General features: G+C 45.5%; 25 protein-coding genes and 2 pseudogenes. 17 read left to right on the forward strand and 10 right to left on the reverse strand.

Features of this window, described 5'->3' with window-relative positions:
- Positions 1 to 102: 102 nt before the first annotated feature.
- A complete protein-coding gene (locus RMO79_RS11165) occupies positions 103 to 357 on the reverse strand; it encodes a hypothetical protein (protein ID WP_310483230.1) in 255 nt (84 codons plus the stop codon).
- Between the two features lie 61 nt (positions 358 to 418).
- Here RMO79_RS11165 and RMO79_RS11170 point away from each other — a divergent pair, with 61 nt between their 5' ends.
- The 5 genes and pseudogenes from RMO79_RS11170 to RMO79_RS24540 all read left to right on the forward strand — a co-directional run.
- Positions 419 to 613: a response regulator gene (locus RMO79_RS11170; RefSeq protein ID WP_310483231.1), complete on the forward strand. Its 195-nt coding sequence runs from the start codon at positions 419 to 421 to the stop codon at positions 611 to 613.
- Between the two features lie 79 nt (positions 614 to 692).
- Positions 693 to 815: a hypothetical protein gene (locus RMO79_RS11175; protein ID WP_310483232.1), complete on the forward strand. Its 123-nt coding sequence runs from the start codon at positions 693 to 695 to the stop codon at positions 813 to 815.
- Between the two features lie 196 nt (positions 816 to 1,011).
- On the forward strand, positions 1,012 to 1,332 hold the full coding sequence (locus RMO79_RS11180) for a hypothetical protein (protein ID WP_310483233.1): 321 nt from the start codon (positions 1,012 to 1,014) through the stop codon (positions 1,330 to 1,332).
- Positions 1,332 to 1,781 (forward strand): type II toxin-antitoxin system YhaV family toxin, encoded by a 450-nt coding sequence (locus tag RMO79_RS11185; RefSeq protein ID WP_310483234.1) that lies wholly within the window; start codon positions 1,332 to 1,334, stop codon positions 1,779 to 1,781. The genes RMO79_RS11180 and RMO79_RS11185 overlap by 1 nt, the downstream gene beginning before the upstream one ends.
- A 39-nt stretch (positions 1,782 to 1,820) precedes the next feature.
- Positions 1,821 to 1,931 (forward strand): annotated as a pseudogene (locus RMO79_RS24540) (helix-turn-helix domain-containing protein); the annotation flags it as partial.
- 31 nt (positions 1,932 to 1,962) lie between these two features.
- On the opposite strand, the pseudogene RMO79_RS24545 reads toward RMO79_RS24540, so the two are convergent.
- Positions 1,963 to 2,109: pseudogene (locus tag RMO79_RS24545) on the reverse strand (type II toxin-antitoxin system RelE/ParE family toxin); the annotation flags it as partial.
- Between the two features lie 300 nt (positions 2,110 to 2,409).
- Between RMO79_RS24545 and RMO79_RS11190 the strand changes: the two are divergent.
- The 4 genes from RMO79_RS11190 to RMO79_RS11205 all read left to right on the forward strand — a co-directional run bounded on the left by RMO79_RS11190 (position 2,410) and on the right by RMO79_RS11205 (position 6,067).
- On the forward strand, positions 2,410 to 2,661 hold the full coding sequence (locus RMO79_RS11190) for a hypothetical protein (RefSeq protein WP_310483235.1): 252 nt from the start codon (positions 2,410 to 2,412) through the stop codon (positions 2,659 to 2,661).
- Positions 2,662 to 2,889: 228 nt separating this feature from the next.
- Positions 2,890 to 3,795 (forward strand): tRNA pseudouridine(55) synthase TruB, encoded by a 906-nt coding sequence (gene truB, locus RMO79_RS11195; RefSeq protein ID WP_310483236.1) that lies wholly within the window; start codon positions 2,890 to 2,892, stop codon positions 3,793 to 3,795.
- Positions 3,796 to 3,982: 187 nt separating this feature from the next.
- A complete protein-coding gene (locus RMO79_RS11200; RefSeq protein WP_310483237.1) occupies positions 3,983 to 5,023 on the forward strand; it encodes a hypothetical protein in 1,041 nt (346 codons plus the stop codon).
- A 171-nt stretch (positions 5,024 to 5,194) separates the two neighbouring features.
- Positions 5,195 to 6,067 carry a 6-carboxytetrahydropterin synthase gene (locus tag RMO79_RS11205; protein ID WP_310483238.1) on the forward strand — a complete coding sequence of 291 codons (873 nt, stop codon included), beginning with the start codon at positions 5,195 to 5,197 and terminating at the stop codon, positions 6,065 to 6,067.
- Here RMO79_RS11205 and RMO79_RS11210 read toward each other — a convergent pair.
- The gene (locus tag RMO79_RS11210) at positions 6,064 to 6,246 is read right to left on the reverse strand and encodes a hypothetical protein (RefSeq protein WP_310483239.1); all 183 of its coding nucleotides are present in this window, start codon (positions 6,244 to 6,246) and stop codon (positions 6,064 to 6,066) included. The genes RMO79_RS11205 and RMO79_RS11210 overlap by 4 nt on opposite strands.
- A gap of 226 nt (positions 6,247 to 6,472) precedes the next feature.
- Here RMO79_RS11210 and RMO79_RS11215 point away from each other — a divergent pair, with 226 nt between their 5' ends.
- Entirely contained in the window at positions 6,473 to 6,916 is a 444-nt protein-coding gene (locus RMO79_RS11215) for a CAAD domain-containing protein (protein WP_310483240.1), read from the forward strand.
- A gap of 100 nt (positions 6,917 to 7,016) precedes the next feature.
- On the opposite strand, the gene RMO79_RS11220 is transcribed toward RMO79_RS11215, so the two are convergent.
- The 4 genes from RMO79_RS11220 to RMO79_RS11235 all read right to left on the reverse strand — a co-directional run bounded on the left by RMO79_RS11220 (position 7,017) and on the right by RMO79_RS11235 (position 9,178).
- Positions 7,017 to 7,532: a hypothetical protein gene (locus RMO79_RS11220; protein ID WP_310483241.1), complete on the reverse strand. Its 516-nt coding sequence runs from the start codon at positions 7,530 to 7,532 to the stop codon at positions 7,017 to 7,019.
- 74 nt (positions 7,533 to 7,606) lie between these two features.
- Positions 7,607 to 7,915 (reverse strand): NIPSNAP family protein, encoded by a 309-nt coding sequence (locus RMO79_RS11225; protein WP_310483242.1) that lies wholly within the window; start codon positions 7,913 to 7,915, stop codon positions 7,607 to 7,609.
- A gap of 76 nt (positions 7,916 to 7,991) precedes the next feature.
- The gene (argB, locus tag RMO79_RS11230) at positions 7,992 to 8,870 is read right to left on the reverse strand and encodes an acetylglutamate kinase (RefSeq protein WP_310483243.1); all 879 of its coding nucleotides are present in this window, start codon (positions 8,868 to 8,870) and stop codon (positions 7,992 to 7,994) included.
- A gap of 158 nt (positions 8,871 to 9,028) precedes the next feature.
- A complete protein-coding gene (locus tag RMO79_RS11235; protein ID WP_310483244.1) occupies positions 9,029 to 9,178 on the reverse strand; it encodes a hypothetical protein in 150 nt (49 codons plus the stop codon).
- A 321-nt stretch (positions 9,179 to 9,499) separates the two neighbouring features.
- Between RMO79_RS11235 and leuB the strand changes: the two genes are divergently transcribed.
- The 3 genes from leuB to RMO79_RS11250 all read left to right on the forward strand — a co-directional run bounded on the left by leuB (position 9,500) and on the right by RMO79_RS11250 (position 12,021).
- A complete protein-coding gene (gene leuB / locus RMO79_RS11240; protein ID WP_310483245.1) occupies positions 9,500 to 10,582 on the forward strand; it encodes a 3-isopropylmalate dehydrogenase in 1,083 nt (360 codons plus the stop codon).
- 167 nt (positions 10,583 to 10,749) lie between these two features.
- The gene (locus RMO79_RS11245) at positions 10,750 to 10,983 is read left to right on the forward strand and encodes a hypothetical protein (RefSeq protein ID WP_310483246.1); all 234 of its coding nucleotides are present in this window, start codon (positions 10,750 to 10,752) and stop codon (positions 10,981 to 10,983) included.
- A 105-nt stretch (positions 10,984 to 11,088) separates the two neighbouring features.
- Positions 11,089 to 12,021 carry a prepilin peptidase gene (locus RMO79_RS11250; protein ID WP_310483247.1) on the forward strand — a complete coding sequence of 311 codons (933 nt, stop codon included), beginning with the start codon at positions 11,089 to 11,091 and terminating at the stop codon, positions 12,019 to 12,021.
- Between the two features lie 89 nt (positions 12,022 to 12,110).
- Here the strand turns inward: RMO79_RS11250 and RMO79_RS11255 are convergent, their stop codons facing one another.
- Positions 12,111 to 12,365 carry a hypothetical protein gene (locus RMO79_RS11255; RefSeq protein ID WP_310483248.1) on the reverse strand — a complete coding sequence of 85 codons (255 nt, stop codon included), beginning with the start codon at positions 12,363 to 12,365 and terminating at the stop codon, positions 12,111 to 12,113.
- Positions 12,366 to 12,739: 374 nt separating this feature from the next.
- Here RMO79_RS11255 and RMO79_RS11260 point away from each other — a divergent pair, with 374 nt between their 5' ends.
- Positions 12,740 to 14,914 carry a glutamine synthetase III gene (locus tag RMO79_RS11260; RefSeq protein WP_310483249.1) on the forward strand — a complete coding sequence of 725 codons (2,175 nt, stop codon included), beginning with the start codon at positions 12,740 to 12,742 and terminating at the stop codon, positions 14,912 to 14,914.
- Between the two features lie 69 nt (positions 14,915 to 14,983).
- Here RMO79_RS11260 and lepB read toward each other — a convergent pair whose 3' ends face one another.
- Together lepB and RMO79_RS11270 are read right to left on the reverse strand one after the other, a co-directional pair.
- Positions 14,984 to 15,607, reverse strand: coding sequence for a signal peptidase I (gene lepB / locus RMO79_RS11265; RefSeq protein ID WP_310483250.1), 624 nt, complete (start codon positions 15,605 to 15,607; stop codon positions 14,984 to 14,986).
- 132 nt (positions 15,608 to 15,739) lie between these two features.
- Positions 15,740 to 16,363, reverse strand: coding sequence for an exopolysaccharide biosynthesis protein (locus RMO79_RS11270; RefSeq protein WP_310483251.1), 624 nt, complete (start codon positions 16,361 to 16,363; stop codon positions 15,740 to 15,742).
- Between the two features lie 251 nt (positions 16,364 to 16,614).
- On the opposite strand from RMO79_RS11270, the gene RMO79_RS11275 reads away from it, so the two are divergent.
- The 3 genes from RMO79_RS11275 (at position 16,615) to RMO79_RS11285 (ending at position 18,039) form a co-directional block, all read left to right on the forward strand.
- Entirely contained in the window at positions 16,615 to 17,106 is a 492-nt protein-coding gene (locus RMO79_RS11275) for a universal stress protein (protein ID WP_310483252.1), read from the forward strand.
- Positions 17,107 to 17,137: 31 nt separating this feature from the next.
- Positions 17,138 to 17,614 (forward strand): universal stress protein, encoded by a 477-nt coding sequence (locus tag RMO79_RS11280; protein WP_310483253.1) that lies wholly within the window; start codon positions 17,138 to 17,140, stop codon positions 17,612 to 17,614.
- Positions 17,615 to 17,916: 302 nt separating this feature from the next.
- Complete coding sequence (locus RMO79_RS11285) at positions 17,917 to 18,039, forward strand: hypothetical protein (protein WP_310483254.1); 123 nt, start codon at positions 17,917 to 17,919, stop codon at positions 18,037 to 18,039.
- Positions 18,040 to 18,117 lie beyond the last annotated feature (78 nt).

The following is an 18,117-nucleotide window of genomic DNA, read 5'->3' on the forward strand; positions in this document are numbered from 1 at the left end:
TTATTCGGGGGGAACCTGCGAATAAAAACGCCGCTAAACCGTCGCGGAACAGAGGCGTGCACAAATCGCTGCGCCTCTGCGGCTAATTTTATCAGTAGTTAGTTAATAAGGTGGGGGTGGTAATCGCAAAACTAGGATTGCTATAGTCATGCTCGTTGTACATCCGATCGAATGCCATAAGGCATTAATCACTCGATCGAAATGTTGAGTGGGATAAAAAGCTCCCTCTTGATAGCCCGTAAGTAAAATTACCCAAGCATAGAAAGATAATCGCTCTGGCGGTAATAAGAAATCTGGCCAGTAAATATCTATAAAGTAGATCGATAAGTTGAGGAACTTGTGAAGAAATTGGTGCATTACGAGGCTAGAGCTGACAAATCTGTGTCGCGATCGATAGTAGTGTTCGGGAAATGAGCCGATGAGAATTCTGGTAGTTGAGGACGATCCGGGGATTGCGTTCCTGCTTGAGACTATTTTGGCAACCCATAAATATGCTGTGGATGTGGCAACAGATGGAGAAGCAGGCTTAGATCTGAGTGATGCTTATGAATATGACGCGATCTTGCTAGATGTTTCCCTGCCCAAAAAAGATGGGATTAGTGTCTGTATGTAACTTAAATGCGTATTAGCTTATCCACCTTCAGAATTCGCTGGCTGGCTTGCCAATAAAAGGTATTATCGGGGCTAAAGGCATGAACGAAAGTACCGATCCTTATAAAATTGAGACAGACCGCTCCAATAACCGCCTGAATTTGGGCTATTCTGATGAGAATGCACGATCGAGATTAAAATTTATTGAGAATAATTATTACTAAATCTTAACGTCGATTACCTACGGCAGGCTACGCCAACGAACTGATAGACAACATTGTTAGCAATTCCAAATTCGGAAACTGTGCGTAAAACTCAAATTAATTGAAAAGCACATACGCTATCAAAATATAAATGTGAGATTCAACCCGTTGTTGCTAAGATATAGTTATAACTATTAGTAATAACTTAGGCGCGATCGTGACTAATCCAACCTATCCACTTGCCCCTGCTAAAATCGGCAATGCGTCTGGTTTCCGATTACCAGCTAGTTTCTACCGCGATCATCCGCAGTTTGTGAATGCGATGGGATGGGTGGAGGTATTGAGCGATAACACTGTGCTAGTCAAGTTAGAACCACAGCCAGTGGCACCAGAATCAGATTCAGACGATCTGATGCTGAGTCTATTTTTGGACTTAGTGACTAAAGATGCGCTGACTAATCCCGAACAGCTCGAAGCATATACCGAGGAGATGGCAGATGAAGATGATGAGCTGTTAGCTGGAGTGGTTGTCGATTAATGGGCGTACTCATCCGCAACAGTTGGGAGATTTACTTTCACCGACAATTGTTCGGCGAACAGCGACGACAACTGTGGGAACGGGTGAAGCAGTTGAAGGCTGAGTTACCAGAAGCAGATTATCTTGGACATCCTGATGTGAAGCTGTTAGCTGCTGTGATGGTGGGAATTAAGGAGAAGATTGCCATAGATCCACTGGCTAGTCAGTTTGCCTTAACTGGCTCGTTACGGCGGTATGGACGGATGAAGGGAATGGGTCTACCGCATCGATATCGATTGTTTTTTAGAGCTTTTAGCAGTGAGGATCGGCAGGTGCTGATTGTGTTGTGGCTGGGTTATCCCCGTAAGGCTGGGGATAAGCGAGATTGTTATGAGGTGTTTACCAAAATGGTCGGGAATGGTGATTTTCCAGATAACTTACAGGAACTGTTGATGGCTACTAATGAGTGACTTTTGCGCTGAATTCGATCGCCCAAAACCTAAAAAATAGATGTCGCCAATCTCGTTGGTTATAGTAATCCCGGACACTTCGCCGCCGCATTCAAGCGCAAGTTTGGGATTACGCCCACAGAATGTAGCGCGGGTAAAAAGTTTAGTTGAGGCATGAATTCGATCCTCCTGAACGCTTTGACTAGCGGCAATTTTTCCAATATCCAGGTTCCTGACTGCAATGCATCACCGCCAGAATGAGAATATAGTCCTGTTCGATTGTATATAGAATTCCATAAGGAAACTTTCGCGCCATACATCGTCGGACATCTTCATCAATGATCGACCAATTTAGCCAAAATGTCCGTTTCGCGATGGTGGTGACTGTTTTGGAGTAGACACCAATACTGAGGTGCTTTTATACTCTAATTTGTTGAGAATAACTCTCGATATACTGGCAGCTTAATTTAAGATAAATATGAACATTTTGCGGCGAACGATGGCGGGGTATCTAGATCTGAGCAGCTTGCGGAACTTCAACTGGCAGCTATTACTCTGTAACTGTTTATGCTCAGTTGCGAAGCGAGCAAAAAACTATACTTTAAACCATGATCTGCACAATGTTGGCGGCATCGTCTCGGTAGTTCTATTGAGTCTGGTTGCCTTGACCAGAGCGGCGATGGTTTACTATCCGCCCGTTGCAGCTGGGTTGCGCTGGCTGATGCCTTCAGTCCCCGCGCCGGAAGTCACCTCGCAAGTGGTAGCGGGTAAAATCCCGATGACTGCCGATGAGCTTCTAGACATCGCCCAAACGCAGTTTCCAACGGGGCAACTGGAGTCGCACTTATGCAGCCAAACCACGGCGGCAGTTACGGCAGAGATAATTTTGTTACTAAATTAGTCTCGATCTAATTTTAATATCTATGCATTGGTGCAAGCTGTGAGCGTACCGATCTCAAAATCGTGAAGCTAACTCGATTCAGCAAAGCTGAAGTCGCTCTGATGGCAGGATTTGCCAATGCCAACGAGTTATGCTTAATAATAACCTAATATCCTCAACTAGCCGATTGAGTCAATCTCAAAATTCGATCCCTAAAGCCTAATCTCTCATCCCTAACTCCTAAACCTTGTGGACGGATTCATTAACTTACAGAAACTACCAGATTGGACTTCTCACGATTGCGTTGCCAAAGTGCGGCGAATTTTGCAAACCAAAAAAGTCGGACATGGCGGCACACTAGATCCCGCCGCAGTCGGCGTATTACCGATCGCGATCGGGAAAGCCACTCGTCTATTACAATACTTACCAACAGGGAAAGCCTATCGCGCCCTAATTCGGCTCGGAGTCGAAACCACCACCGACGATCTCGCTGGCGAGATTATTTACTCCGAACCAGTTACCGATATTAGTATCGAAAAAATTGAGACAGCATTAGCGACATTTATCGGCGAGATCGTGCAAACACCGCCGATGTACAGCGCGATTCAAGTCAACGGCAAAAGATTGTATAAACTAGCACGAGCTGGAGAGGTAGTAGAAGTACCGACTCGTCAAGTTACTATCGATACGATCGAGATCCTTAATTGGACTCCAGGGGATTTTCCCGAACTTGAAGTGCAAATTGCTTGTGGTGGCGGCACCTATATTCGGTCGATCGCCCGCGATTTGGGCGTTAAACTGGGTACCAGAGGCGTTTTGGCATTTTTAGAACGGAATGCTAGCTGTGGTCTGCAATTGGCAGATAGCATCACTTTAGAGGAACTAGAGCGACAGCAACAAGCCGGGATATTTGAACCGATTCCGCCCGATATAGCCCTAATGCACCTACCGACAGTTACACTGGCAAATGCCGAGCTAGTTAAATTTTGGAGTCAAGGCAAACGCTTACCCATAGAGCAACTAAATCTTACTCCCCCAACTGCCGAACTAGGCGGTTATTTTCAAGTTATCAGCGAACAGCAGTGCTTGGGAATTGGGGACTTTCGGGAGATCGACGGAGCGCAGTTATTAGTTCCGCAGACAGTATTACTCTAAGTATTAATTATGCCAACGACTGTTCGCGAAGCGTTCCCGAAGGGTAGGCGTGGCTAATGCGGTGGTTTCTAACCGCTGGGGTTATAGGTGGCAACTTGGGTTAATGGTATGATAAATTTTCGACTCAGATCTGCAAGAGTCGTCACGGTCTTCGCGCGCTATTTTTAATTTATCTTGAGGACGATCGATGGTTGCTTCAGTTGGCTCTAGTACGGATCTCGAAATTGTAGCGGCTCTATCTGCAAATGCCGATCTCATCTTCGATTTGCCCGATCCTGAAGATGAAGCAGTTGGGGATTTTGATTTTCGACAGCAATACGATGATGCGTGGGTAGTCTGCGACAGCTTCGATTTACAAACCGAGATCTGGCGCGGTAGAATTTTACGGGCGATTCGCGATCGTGAAAAAAAAGGCGGAGACGGACGCGGCGAGGGTTTTCTCAACTGGCTCAAAGATCGGGAATTGAGTAAAAGTCAGGCATACGCCTGGATCGAACTTGCGAATAGTGCCGATACTCTATTAGAAAATGGCGAATTATCTCCATCCACACTCAAAAACTTTAGCAAACGCGCCTTTGTCGAAACCGCCAAATCTTCGCCAGAAGTCCAACAACTAGTTACCGATGCTGCCGAAAGAGGAGATCGGATCACTCGGCGGGAAGTCCGTCAACTCTCCGACGAATGGATGGCAATGAGTTCCGATCTGATTCCCGATGAAGTTAAAGAACAAGCTGCCTCTGGAGCCACGCCACCGCGTTTTATTGCCCCATTAGTTAAGGAAATGGAGAAATTACCCGAAGCGCATCAACATGCCATCCGGGACGAAATAGCTGCCAATCCCGACGTAGATAATATTAAGCTCGTCACCAGTAATGCGCGGAGCTTGTCTAAATATCTCGATGCTGGCGCACAAGTACAAGTTCTCAATGATTCTAAAGTCGATCTTGCTACAGCTCTAGAAGAAGCCATGCGGGTGGGATGTCTCCCCGTTGCCGCCGACGTGCTCAAGCAAGCCGCACAATTAGAGCAGACAATGACCAAATTTTATTTGACATGGAAACGCTTAGGCAGCCTCGTCGATCGATTGTACGTCGATACAGGTGCCAGTACGCCCAACTTGCGATCGCTCATTGCCTGCGTCGAACGTCTATCGGGTGAAATTGTCGAAGTACCCCTCGATGATAGTGGCGAAAATTCCATCCGCCTGCGGGTGATGACTGGCGAATAGGATGGGGGGATGGGGAGTGTGGGGAGTGTGGGACTGGGAGACTGGGAGACTGGGAGACTGGGGGACGGGTATAGTTCCAAAATCCATCCACTATCCACTATCCACTATTCACTAAAACCTAAAGCCTAAAAAGCATTATCCTAGTAAAGAGTTAACGTTATGTAAACTTTCATGAAATGTATTATCAACCGTCGCGCTCAGTTTTCGGCTAGCCATCGGTATTGGTTGCCAGAAATGAGCGAAGCCGAGAACGGGGCTGCATTTGGCTTATGCGCGCAACCTTACGGACACGGACACAATTATGAGTTATTTATCTCGCTTTACGGCGATATCGACGACTATGGAATGGTACTAAACCTCTCCGATGTCAAACACGTTATTAAAAAAGAAGTTACCGGACAACTAGATTATAGTTTCCTCAACGATGTATGGCCGGAATTTCAGCAAACCCTCCCCACCACCGAAAATATTGCTAGGGTGATTTGGCAAAAATTAGCTCCACATTTGCCGCTCGTCCGCATTCAGTTATACGAACACCCCGAACTATTTGCAGAATACACAGGAACAGACATGGAAGCATCATTGACAATCGGTACTCATTTTAGCGCGGCTCACCGTCTGGCTCTCGATAGCCTCACGCTCGAACAAAATAGTGAAATTTACGGCAAGTGCGCGCGGGTAAACGGACACGGACACAATTATCATCTCGAAGTGACTGTAACTGGCGAAATTGACGATCGCACGGGGATGATTGTCGATTTGGTCAAATTACACGAACTAGTCGATAAATATGCGGTTGAGCCTTTAGATCATACCTTCTTAAATAAAGATATCCCACATTTCGCCAAAGTCGTCCCCACCGCCGAAAATATCGCCGTATATATCGGCTATCAAATCGAACGACCGATTCGCGAACTCGGCGCGCAACTACACAAACTCAAACTAATCGAAAGCCCCAATAATTCTTGCGAACTGCTCTGGAGTCAAGACTTTAGCGATTTGGCAACTCGTCAACTTGCTACCGCCACCCTCGTTAGTGTCTAATCTCGATCGCCGATCGGGCTGTTACAATAAATAACAATTTTACCATTCAACCGATCGGTCGTTGGCGTAGCCTCTTTGCTAAGGCAAACGCTTTGCCTCCGGCAGGCTTCGCCAACGCGAACGGCACGAGAATTGAATCTCTGATGATGGTCGTCTATAATTAGAGCAAATAAAACCAAAATTGCCTGTCAAAATTTGTATAGACAGGATTGGTAAACTACCTGGCAGACAGATTTTGGTGTAGTTATGTTACTCTCAGATCGGGTTTAACCTCAAATTTAAACTAAGATCGAGTAGCTAAACCCGATCGAATTGGCAAAAGTATTTGTTTAGAACGCTATTTTCAGCGCACATCGAATATCATTTGCCTAGCCCTGCCAATTTTGAAATAAGGACTAATAACATATGAGCGATACACTAGAATCGACCCAATCAGTAGAAACTACCACCGTTGATATTCCCGCAAATCCTCTAGGATTAAACACTGGCGGCGGCTCTATCTCTAAGGTTTCGCCAAACCTCTCAGCCGCAGAATTACCAGACTGGGCCAAACAAGCGACAGATATTTTAGCCGAGTTACCTGCTTATCTGGGTCAAATTTATCAAAATAACAAGAGTGCCGTACTTACTCTGGGTTTATTTTTTGGCATCATCGTCGGTGTGAAGCTAACTTTAGCGATTCTGTCTGCTATTAACGAAATTCCTTTACTCGCACCTACTTTTGAATTAGTAGGAATTGGATACACCAGTTGGTTCGTGTATCGTTATCTGCTCCAAGCTTCGACTAGAAAAGAGCTGACTGATGAAATCGATAGTTTCAAATCTGAAGTCCTCGGCAAAAAGAAATAGCCACAACTAATGTCTGTGGTTGAAATTCATTCAACCATCGAGATTCCACCGGAGCAATTCGGTGGTTTTTTGTTGTAAAAATTAACAAAATTCAGCCAGTTTATCCCGATGCCATCCACCACAATCCGAGGAAGGTTATCAGCGTCAAAATTAGCGCGAGCCAGACAAACCCATTATCCTTGGTATTGACTTGACTCAGATCTACAGGCGCGTATCTTTCTTCTAACGATTGAGGTTTTGGTGGAGCAGGTGCGATCGGGGTATTATTAACTGCAAAATTGCCCTCGGCATCTTCCAAGTGCGATAAATCGGGAATTTTAGTCAGCCACTCCTCGCGCCGCGTTAATTCTGGAGCCTGCATGATATACAGCAGTCGTTTGCTAGCTTGGCGGGTATCGAGATTGGGATGAGTGGCAAGTTTTTGGCATAGAGCTTTGGCTTCGGCAATTTGTCCGGCGGCTTCAAAAGCTGTCACCAGCCACACCTGCACCTCACCGCCAACGCGGGTATTCGGCTGCACTTGAGCCACCGCCGCCACTAAATAGCTAACAGCTTGGCGGTATTCTCCCCGCTCGAAGGCAATTTGTCCAGATTGATAGTCAGTATCGAAGGTCATTTCGATTTTGGATTTTGGATTAACATTTCTCTTGATGGCTCTGGGTATCGGGGCAGTGCCCACCATATATATACTCAATCATCGAACACCGGACGCAAGAAAGATCTTTCAAAGCTGAAAATACAACGGGTCTTTTCTGCGTGTGCCCATGCTATTTGACAATCAGGATCGCTAAGAATTTTGGTGCGATACACTTCATACTCAGCCAACGATGGAAAACTAAATAAAGCATAAGCGATATTATTCGCGCCTTCATGGGGCATAAAATAACCGTGATGAATACCACCAAACTTATTCACCAAGGGAATCCACAGCTTGCCATATATTTCAAATTCATCGAGTTTATAGGGATCGATAACATAACGTATGTGGCAAGTAATCATTGTGCTGTTATCTTATTCCAGAAGAAACGATTGTCGAACCAGTACCACCATCGGTGAAAATTTTAGTGCTGACAAATCACGAGTTAACACCTGAAGAAACAATCATCGAGCCAGTTCCAGTATCGGTAAAAATTTCGAGTAACAGCGAGTGTGGTAACCGCCCGTCGATAATATGTGCCGCTCTGACACCTTGCGCCAGAGAGCGAACGCAACAAGTTAGCTTGGGAATCATCCCGCCGCTGACGGTACCATCTTCAATCAGAGCGCGTGCGCCAGGAATATCTAATTGCTGAATTAGGGTAGTCGGATCTTTAAAATCGCGCATCAAGCCGGGAGTATCGGTGAGTAAGATCAATTTTTCGGCTCCCAGTGCGGCGGCAATTTCGCCAGCAACTGTATCCGCATTAATATTATAAGCCTGTCCGTTTTCGTCGGCAGCGACGCTAGAGACGACCGGAATATAGCCGCTTTTAATCAGAGTATTGAGAATATCTACATTTACACTGCTAACTTCACCGACAAAGCCAATCCCTTCGCGACCGTCAGGACGTGCCACGATCAGGTTACCATCCTTGCCGCACAAGCCGATACCATTACCACCAGACTGATTGATCAGCGAGACAATTTCTTTATTAACGCGTCCGACTAAGACCATTTCCACGACATCCATCGTCGCCGCATCAGTCACCCGCAAGCCATCTTTAAATTGCGGTTCGATGCCGATTTTTTCTAGCCAGCTATTAATTTCTGGCCCACCACCATGTACTAAAATCGGTCTAATCCCTACGCAGGACATGAAAACTAGATCCCTAATCACCCGATCTTTGAGGGTACTATCTTTCATTGCTGCACCACCGTATTTGACTACTACGGTGCGTCCGGCGAATTTTTGGATATATGGCAAGGCTTCGCTAAGTACCCGCACGCGGGTGGCATCTTCGTTGGAGTGGGTCATGAATTAGTGTGTGGGGTCTGGCAATGAGTATTGGCAATAATAGCCAAGATTCTAGCAGTTTAGCTGGTGTCTATGCCGATCTTGTTTGAGGGCATTTAAATTCTGCCCGAACTACGATCGGCACGATCGATGAATAGACTACGATTACCAGATAAAACTCAATCGACGGAGATCGGTCGATCTGGCTCGCCACTGCCTAGACCGCGATAAACACAGCTATTCTCATTATGAAAATTGAGACTGGGGCTGATGCTGGTTTTTAAAAATAAAACTGCTGCAATCCGCATTCTGTCGTCAAAGATTGCCAAGATCGAAGCGATAAAATAGCGTCAGAGTTTTAAAATGAAAATTACTAGGATAAACAGGCTCGATATCTAAAACTTCGCTCGATCGAACTACGATACTCGATCGATTCGATCGGCTCGCCCTCTAGCGTAGTCATAATAGAGTGGGCGACTGTCGAAATAATTGGTAGAAAATCGAATCGCGGCGCATAATCAAATCTCGCTCCAAATGAGATTATTTTAGTACGCTCTTGCTGGCGCGGTCCCACACCCTACCACTATTGGCGATCCACTTAGGCGCGATCGCCAGTAGAATATCAAGTGTTCGATCGCAAGGCAATTACTATGACTCAAACTTATCGCATCACACTGTTACCTGGGGATGGAATCGGCCCAGAAATTATGGCGGTAGCGGTAGAGGTACTAGAAGTTGTGGGCAAACAAGAGGGTCTAAATTTTGAATTTACCACGGCTTTAATTGGCGGTGCGGCGATCGAAGCAACTGGAGAACCTTTGCCAGCAGCGACTTTAGAGACTTGCAAGCAGAGCGATGGGGTATTGCTAGCTGCCATCGGCGGTTATCAATGGGACAATTTGCCGCGCCATCTGCGTCCAGAGACGGGTTTATTGGGCTTGAGGGCGGGTTTGGGTCTATTTGCTAATTTGAGACCTGCGGCGATTTTACCCCAGCTTATCGACGCTTCTACCCTCAAACGGGAGGTAGTCGAAGGGGTCGATATTATGGTCGTTAGAGAGCTGACTGGTGGGGTGTATTTTGGCGAACCCAAGGGAATTTTTACTACGGAGACGGGCGAAAAACGCGGGGTGAATACGATGGCGTATACTGAAAGCGAGATCGATCGAATTGCCAAAGTCGGGTTTGAAACTGCCCAAAAACGGACGAAAAAGTTATGTTCGGTAGATAAAGCGAATGTACTGGAAGTGTCTCAATTATGGCGCGATCGGGTCATCGCGATGGCACCCAATTATCCCGATGTCGAATTGACGCACATGTATGTAGATAATGCGGCGATGCAACTGGTTCGCGCGCCCAAACAATTCGATACGATCGTGACTAGTAACCTATTTGGCGATATTCTATCCGATGCGGCGGCGATGTTGACGGGTAGTATTGGGATGTTACCTTCGGCGAGTCTGGGTGCGACTGGCTTGGGAGTATTCGAGCCAGTACATGGTTCGGCTCCAGATATTGCGGGTAAAGATCTTGCCAATCCGTTGGCGCAGGTGCTGAGTACTGCCATGTTACTCCGCTATGGATTGAACCAATCTTCAGCAGCAGATCGGATCGAGCGTGCGGTTTTAAAAGTTTTAGATCTGGGTTACAGAACTGGTGATATTATGTCAGCAGATATGACCGCAGTGGGTTGTCGTCAGATGGGTCGAGTCCTAATTGAAGCCTTATCGTAACCTCAATTTAGTCAAGAGTGGTTATAAATTGCCAGATCGGGTCGGAGATCGCTTTGAATTTGAGCCAGATCCAAATTAACCCGATCTAGCTTAGAATGTCTAAAAAAATAATTTGAGAGATCGCCACTGTGTTTACAATTGAGTCGCCCCGTGCTATAGCTAATCCCATGCCCCAGTCAAATTCAAATGGACTGTTCGATCCAGCTCTGCTTAGGGCTGCCCAAGATATTTATAGTTTCTATTGTCAGGTTAACCCCGATCGCGAGCGGCGGCGACAACCAATTGGGGTAGCAATGAATAAATTCAGCTATCGCGGCAAACTAATTTTTAGTAGTTACCCAATTCTGCTCCCTGAAGAGCGGTTTATCTCGGTGGAACAACTAGAAGCTGAGTATCATTAGTCGTTACCACCAGCTATGCAGATAGAGAATTGGCGATCGGGCTGGGGAATAATAGACGTAGTTTGTCTATCTATCTCTGCACCCACGTAGCAGATCTTTCTTATAGTGAATATTTACGACACGATCGTTCAAGTTATCATCTTTTGGCTGGGTGCAGCGATCGGTAGCTTCCTTAATGTAGTAGTCTACCGCGTCCCGGCTGGTCTGTCGGTAATTTGGCCGCCATCCCGCTGTCCCAAATGTTTTCACCAGTTAGGGATGGGTGAAAATATTCCCATTTTGGGATGGTTATTTTTACGTGGTAAATGCCGTCATTGTCATACCCCAATCTCGCCCCGTTATCCGATCGTTGAAACGATAACGGCAATTATTTTCGTACTGGTTTACAATCGATTCGGGCTATCGTTCCAGACTATCGGCTATTCCCTGCTGATGTGTTGGCTCTTCGCACTAACGCTCATCGATCTCGATACAATGACATTACCCAATTCACTTACTCAGTCGGGATTGGTGTTGGGATTAGTTTTTCAAGTTATTGCTGGCTATCTAGATACCAACCGAGCGATCGCGGGTACGCGAGAATATCTGATTCAAGGTATTCTGGCGATGGTGCTGGGGATCTGGCTCTACGATCTGATTATGATTTTAGGCAGTCTGATGGTAGGTAAACCCGCTCAAGGTGGCGGCGATGCCAAGTTGATGGCAATGGTAGGAGCTTGGAGTAGTTGGAAAGTCGTGCTGTTAGCAGGCGGTGTCGCCTCGGTACTCGCATTAGTTGGCTTTATGGCTGTAGCTGGTGTTTCGATGCTGCTAGGCGGCGGGATTAAAGCTGGTGCGAATAAATTCATTCAACCACTCCCATTAGGGCCATTTATTGCCGCTGGGGGAACGATTGCTTTATTTAGCGGCGATTTATTAATCGAGAGCTATCAACAGTTTATGCGATCGCCAGTTCGCGATACAGTCACGATCCCATTATTGCTGGTACTGATGGCTTTATTATTTTGGACTCGCAGAATGCGCCTGCGGAGTTCTTAAATCTACACAGGCATTAGAGCTTGCCGACTAGATCTACATAAACCCTTTTCCAACTTGATGGAAAAGGGTTTAGTTGTGTGGGAAGCGATTTAGTATGCTAAAGTTTCTAAAGTTTCGCGTAGATAGAGCTGAATGAGTTCTTCGGGAGTGCGATCTGCGCGTTCGAGCGTGGGGAGTTGAGAAGCCCAATGTTGAAAACCCGAACTAGCTGAAATTGCTTGCTTGAGGCTAGTCCAAACTGAGGTGTCGTTGGTGGAGCTGGCTGAAGAGATACTCATGTGAAAACTATGCCCAAAAATAGATGATTTTGTGGTGGCTAGAAGTTCTACAACAACTTTTGTCACAATTCCTATCATAACTTAAATTAATCGACTGTCGAACCATTCGATCGCAAAATCCGCTAAACCACTAAAAGATCCGTACATTAAGAGAATCGCGGTAAAATTTTAGATCTGGCGATCTCATGAGATAATTTCCCAAATCAAGACAGAGAAATAATTAGACGAATTACTGAATTTCACGATCGCGGTCGCCACATCAGTTTGGGCTGGGTTATCCTACGATGGTGAGGTCTAGTAAATCTATATTTACTTATTAGTCAAGAGTGAAAACACAATCGCACATATCTGTCGCTATAAATCGGTATCATATATATCTATTTTAGGTAGGCATCGCAATTATTATTTATTGGTATCAAGAGCCAAAGAGGAAAAAAGCTGTGAGTGGAAATGAATCCCGGATGCAAGCAATTTATCAAATTACTAACAGAGAGCCAATGCCCCTCAAGGCTGCCAAACGGTTAGAAGATTTGTGGGCGTGCGATGTCTTTACTTTGGGCAAAATGCAAGAAAGCTTGCCCAAGGATGTATTTAAGTCTGTCAAAAAAACCATCCAAACTGGCGAACCGCTAAATATCTCCATCGCTGACTCTGTAGCAGTGGCAATGAAAGACTGGGCGATTTCTAAAGGCGCACTTTATTACGCCCACGTTTTCTACCCGCTCACCAATGCCACTGCTGAAAAGCACGATGGTTTTGTCTCCGTTCAAAGCGACGGTTCGGTGATTTCAGAATTTGCAGGCAAACTGCTAGTTCAAGGCGAACCCGATGGTTCTTCCTTCCCCAATGGTGGCATCCGTTCCACCTTTGAAGCACGCGGCTATACCGCTTGGGATGTGACTAGTCCCGCCTTCATTATGGAAACCGATAACGGTGCCACCCTCTGCATTCCGACGGTATTTGTCTCTTGGACTGGCGAAGCTCTAGACAAGAAAACACCCCTGTTGCGCTCTAATGCAGCCATGAATAAGGCAGCTACCAGAGTCCTGAAGATCTTGGGCAATACTAGCATCGCACCAGTCAACTCTAGCTGTGGTGCCGAGCAAGAATACTTCCTGGTCGATGCTAACTTTGCCAATAGTCGCCCCGACTTATTACTCGCAGGGCGCACCCTATTTGGTAAAGCACCAGCCAAAGGTCAACAATTCGACGACCACTACTTTGGAGCCATTCCAGAGCGCGTACAGGTCTATATGCAAGATGTCGAAGAAAAACTCTACCGACTCGGTATTCCTGCTAAAACTCGCCACAACGAAGTAGCTCCCGGTCAATTTGAAATTGCACCCTACCACGAGGCGGCTAACGTTGCGACAGACCACCAACACCTGATTATGACCACGCTTCGCACCACTGCGAAAAAGCATGGCTTCATGTGTCTGCTCCACGAAAAACCTTTTGCAGGTATCAATGGTTCGGGCAAACACGTTAACTGGTCGGTCGGGAATGCGACTCAAGGTAACTTACTAGATCCTGGCGATAATCCCCACTCTAATACTCAATTCTTGGTCTTCTGTGGTGCAATTATTCGTGGTGTCCACACTTATGGCCCGCTCTTGCGTGCGGTAATTGCGACTGCTAGTAACGACCATCGCTTAGGTGCCAACGAAGCTCCCCCAGCCATCATTTCCATGTACCTGGGTTCGCAACTGCAAGATGTCTTCGAGCAAATCAAACAAGGCGCGCTCAAAGGATCTACAGCGAAAGGGACGATGAACATTGGTGTCGATACCTTGCCAATTTTGCCAAAAGATGCAGGCGATCGCAACCGAACTTCACCCTTTGCCTTTACTGGCAACCGTTTTGAGTTCCGCGCTGTCGGTTCGGGGCAATCGGTGGCTGGGCCATTAGTGGCAATGAATACCATCTTGGCTGAGTCTCTCACCTGGATGGCGGATAAACTCGAAGCAGAGACAGCTAAAGGCACCGAGCTGAATACTGCAATTCAACTCGTCCTCAAAGAAGTCATCGACAACCACGGCGCAGTTGTATTCAACGGTAACGGCTACTCCGAAGAATGGCATAAAATGGCAGTCGAAGAACGCGGTTTACGCAACCTGCGGACGACAGCCGACGCATTGCCCGTCTTAAACGAGCCAGAAATCGTCAAACTATTCGACAGCATGGCGATTTTATCTCCTGTCGAATTAGCCAGTCGGTATGAGACTTATGCCGAGCAGTATATTCTATCGATCGAGGTCGAAGCAAAACTCGTAATTAGTATTGCTAAAACTCTGATTTATCCAGCCGCAACTCGCTACCTAACCGATTTGGCAACTACCATTGTGGCACTCAAAGAAATCAGTGTCGATCTCGAAGCCGAAACCGCTCACAAGGTTGCTGAATTGACTAAATCGATGATGGATTCAGTTAGCAAATTAGCATCCGCTTTAGGCAGTCACGATTTTGATTCGACCGAAGCACACATGCAATATTTAGTAAAAACAGTCCGTCCGTTAATGGATGAAGTTCGTAAATATGCAGATGGACTTGAAGCCGAAGTAGCAGACGATCTCTGGCCGTTACCTACTTACCAAGAAATGTTGTTTATTAAATAACATTTAAACTTTAATTTATGTACAGACCAGACCGTTCGATGAGAGCGGTCTTTTTTACTACGTTTTCAATTATTGCTTTTCCGAGTGGGAATCGATCGCACCTGCACGATCGAGCGGCCAAAATCGCACTACTGCCTTACCAACAATTTTATCTTTAGGAACAAAGCCCCAATAGTGACTATCGTAACTATTATTGCGATTATCTCCCAATACTAAATACCGATCTTCAGGTACGATGCCATCAGGAGTCAAAGCTTTGCTACTCCAGTCATAATTAGGAGCTTCATCGAGATATTTTTCAGCAATAACTTTGCCATTGATGTAAACTTTACCACCTTTAATTTCAACGCGATCGCCTGGTACGCCAATCACCCGTTTGATAAAATTCTCTTTGAATTTTTGGTTACCTTCAGTGTCTATATGTCGTGCTAACTGCTCGGTAGGGCTGAACACCACGATATCGCCACGAACGGGATTACTAAAGCGATAACTAATTTTATCAACGATTAATTTATCATTAATTTGCAAAGTGGGTTGCATCGAAGCAGATGGAATATAACAAGATTCCGCAACAGCAGTTCTCAGTCCAAATGCGAAGATAACACTCAATCCCAGCGTTTTAAGGGTTTCGACTGCTGGATGTTCGACTTTGGGTGTAGATGAAGATTTTGGTCGTGGTCGTTGGGAACTCATGGCATCAATCGCAACTAAAAATAACTAGATGAGTTGACGCACTTACCTGAATTTTGTTGCTGCATTATTTCGATCGATATAGATGCTATAACTTAGCCATTGAATTAAATGAATATGAAAAAGTTATGAGTGTTAACTTTTGAGAATTAAGATTTGCCACCAGTGATATGCTAATTGCCAAATTGTTCCTGCAATACTGGCAAAGAAAATAGTTGTCGCCATAGTCATCCCATAGCCGATGAGAATAAATAATCCATCAAACTCTAGCAGTCCGATCGCTAGAAATAAAATTGTATAGGCTGGAGCGAGGTTGGTAAGCGGAATTGGTAACGGTAGCGACATCAATAGTGCGTTCCAAGCCAAGCAAGCTCCCGAAATTCGACACCCCCACTCATTATTACTAAACCTTGGAAATCGATGCCTAGACATCTTTTCTAATGGTTTAAGTAGCCGATTAATATTTTTGAGTAATTTCCCAGAGGCCGCAGGCGATAGTTCGATCCGAGCGATTCGCTGGGGTAAATAGGGTTTATCATAGCCTAAAGCCAATTGACAGCCGACCAGGATAATCCCAATTCCAACCAATGCCGAAAATCCGGGTAAGGGGATGGGGAGCGGAATCAGCATGGGCATGGTTAGAATGCCTGCTATCGTTCCAAATCCACTATTTCCCACTTGTTTTAGGACCACCGATAATGGCAACGGTCGATCGGTATATTCAACTAATAATTGAGATAGGATTTGAGATAGTTTCATTCGACATATTTAATCGTCTAGTCAAGCTGATGTTACTACCAATCGATCTTGCAAGCAAATTCTCACTGTTTAAAAATCGAGACGTTGAACGCGATCGGTCAGTTTAATTATACTTCTATTATAGATCTGGAAGCTGAGTAAGTTATAAACATTTAACGATCGAATTAAATTTTTCAACTATATTAAAATTAATATAGCGATCGATAATACTGTTGTAAAATTAGGTTAGTCGTTGATGAGGCACGATCTAAATGTTGCAAAAAATCTTAGTTGCAATTGGCGATCTCCCTGATTCAGAGCAAATCTTTACCGCAGGATTGGCACTAGCTCAGAAACTTGATGCCGAGCTGCTACTTTTACACGTTCTCAATCCACTAGTGCCACACGGTCTGAGTACGGTTGGCAGTCCATTAGTGGGTGGGATTCTACCGATGATAAATGAGGTGGAGATCGATCGATACACCAAGGCATGGAAAGAATACGAACGCTTGGGAATCGAACGGCTTCAGGCTTACGCAGAGCGGGCAAAAGAGGTTAACGTTAAAGCCGAGATTTTGCAGAACTATGGGGACTCTGGGCCGTTAATTTGTGAAGCAGCGAAAAATTGGTCGGCGGGGGTGATATTAATGGGGCGAAATCAAAAATCGATGCTGAGTGAGGTTTTTCTCGGCAGCACTAGCAACTATGTTTTACATCATGCAGCTTGCTCGGTCATGGTAATTCAGTTGCCAGCAGCAAGCTAGCTGTACGGGATATTAATTAGGAGCAACTAAAATGTTTGAAAAAATATTAATCGCAATCGGTAACTCTGCTGAATCCCAATTAGTCTTAGGAGCGGGATTGAATCTGGCAGAAAAACTTGGTGCTAAAGTGCTGCTTTTACATGTCATGAGTCCGTTGACATCGACTAGTTTTAGTCCATTAGTGGGTGGGATGTTTCCGATCGTCAATGATGTAGCGATCGAACAATATGCCAAGGAATGGAAAGAGTCCGAACGACAAGGACTCGAACAGATCCAGGCTGATGCAGCGCAAGCAAAAGAGCGGGGAATCGACGTGGAGATTTCTCAAAACTTGGGCGATGCAGGTCGGATGATTTGTGAAGTCGCCAAAAGTTGGTCGGCGGATGCAATTGTAATGGGACGAAATCAAAAATCGATGTTGAGTGAAATCTGGTTGGGTAGCACTAGCAATTATGTTCTACATCACGCACCTTGTTCGACGCTCGTGATTCAGTTGCCAGCGGTGTGAAGTGGATAGGGGATAGGGGATAGGGCTGGCTGCCTGACACATCTATCTGAAACCCCGATCTATTGTGAAATCGGCATCGATCCAGCACGATAAATTAAGGCTTTGAGTCGATAATTCATTCGCTCGCAATCTAAATGCACGATCGTTGCGGAACAAGGCTTTGAGGTACTTGTGTTAGGCAGTCAGGCGCGGCTGTTGGGCTTATACAGCGGTTCTCAGGTATATGAGGGACACTTTAGATTCCGTATCACTTTCTGAATAAGGATTTTGAAAATAAATGTACCCCATCAACCCTCAAACCGTTGTATATTACCAACACCGCGATCGGGATTACCGTCGTCGTCGGTGCCGTATTACTCGTGAATTCTAATACGCCATTTTCTAGAATTAAATTACAATCCGAACGATTGGGATGGACATTTTGATTGAGAGTCCGAAAATCCTTTAATTTAAAATGAGATCTCCTGATAATCGTTGATATAACAGCGCACCAGTCCAAAAAG

Source organism: Chamaesiphon sp. VAR_48_metabat_403 (assembly GCF_031422475.1).
Classification (GTDB): Bacteria; Cyanobacteriota; Cyanobacteriia; order Cyanobacteriales; family Chamaesiphonaceae; genus Chamaesiphon.

Coding starts and splice junctions, on each gene's coding strand:
- RMO79_RS11275 (WP_310483252.1), top strand. CDS start 16,615: ATGTTGCAAAAAATCTTAGTTGCAATTGGCGATCTCCCTGATTCAGAG.
- RMO79_RS11270 (WP_310483251.1), bottom strand. CDS start 16,363: ATGAAACTATCTCAAATCCTATCTCAATTATTAGTTGAATATACCGAT.
- lepB (WP_310483250.1), bottom strand. CDS start 15,607: ATGAGTTCCCAACGACCACGACCAAAATCTTCATCTACACCCAAAGTC.
- RMO79_RS11175 (WP_310483232.1), top strand. CDS start 693: ATGAACGAAAGTACCGATCCTTATAAAATTGAGACAGACCGCTCCAAT.
- RMO79_RS11225 (WP_310483242.1), bottom strand. CDS start 7,915: ATGATTACTTGCCACATACGTTATGTTATCGATCCCTATAAACTCGAT.
- argB (WP_310483243.1), bottom strand. CDS start 8,870: ATGACCCACTCCAACGAAGATGCCACCCGCGTGCGGGTACTTAGCGAA.
- RMO79_RS11205 (WP_310483238.1), top strand. CDS start 5,195: ATGAAATGTATTATCAACCGTCGCGCTCAGTTTTCGGCTAGCCATCGG.
- RMO79_RS11165 (WP_310483230.1), bottom strand. CDS start 357: ATGCACCAATTTCTTCACAAGTTCCTCAACTTATCGATCTACTTTATA.
- RMO79_RS11245 (WP_310483246.1), top strand. CDS start 10,750: ATGCCCCAGTCAAATTCAAATGGACTGTTCGATCCAGCTCTGCTTAGG.
- RMO79_RS11185 (WP_310483234.1), top strand. CDS start 1,332: ATGGGCGTACTCATCCGCAACAGTTGGGAGATTTACTTTCACCGACAA.
- RMO79_RS11170 (WP_310483231.1), top strand. CDS start 419: ATGAGAATTCTGGTAGTTGAGGACGATCCGGGGATTGCGTTCCTGCTT.
- RMO79_RS11200 (WP_310483237.1), top strand. CDS start 3,983: ATGGTTGCTTCAGTTGGCTCTAGTACGGATCTCGAAATTGTAGCGGCT.
- RMO79_RS11280 (WP_310483253.1), top strand. CDS start 17,138: ATGTTTGAAAAAATATTAATCGCAATCGGTAACTCTGCTGAATCCCAA.
- RMO79_RS11220 (WP_310483241.1), bottom strand. CDS start 7,532: ATGACCTTCGATACTGACTATCAATCTGGACAAATTGCCTTCGAGCGG.
- RMO79_RS11215 (WP_310483240.1), top strand. CDS start 6,473: ATGAGCGATACACTAGAATCGACCCAATCAGTAGAAACTACCACCGTT.
- leuB (WP_310483245.1), top strand. CDS start 9,500: ATGACTCAAACTTATCGCATCACACTGTTACCTGGGGATGGAATCGGC.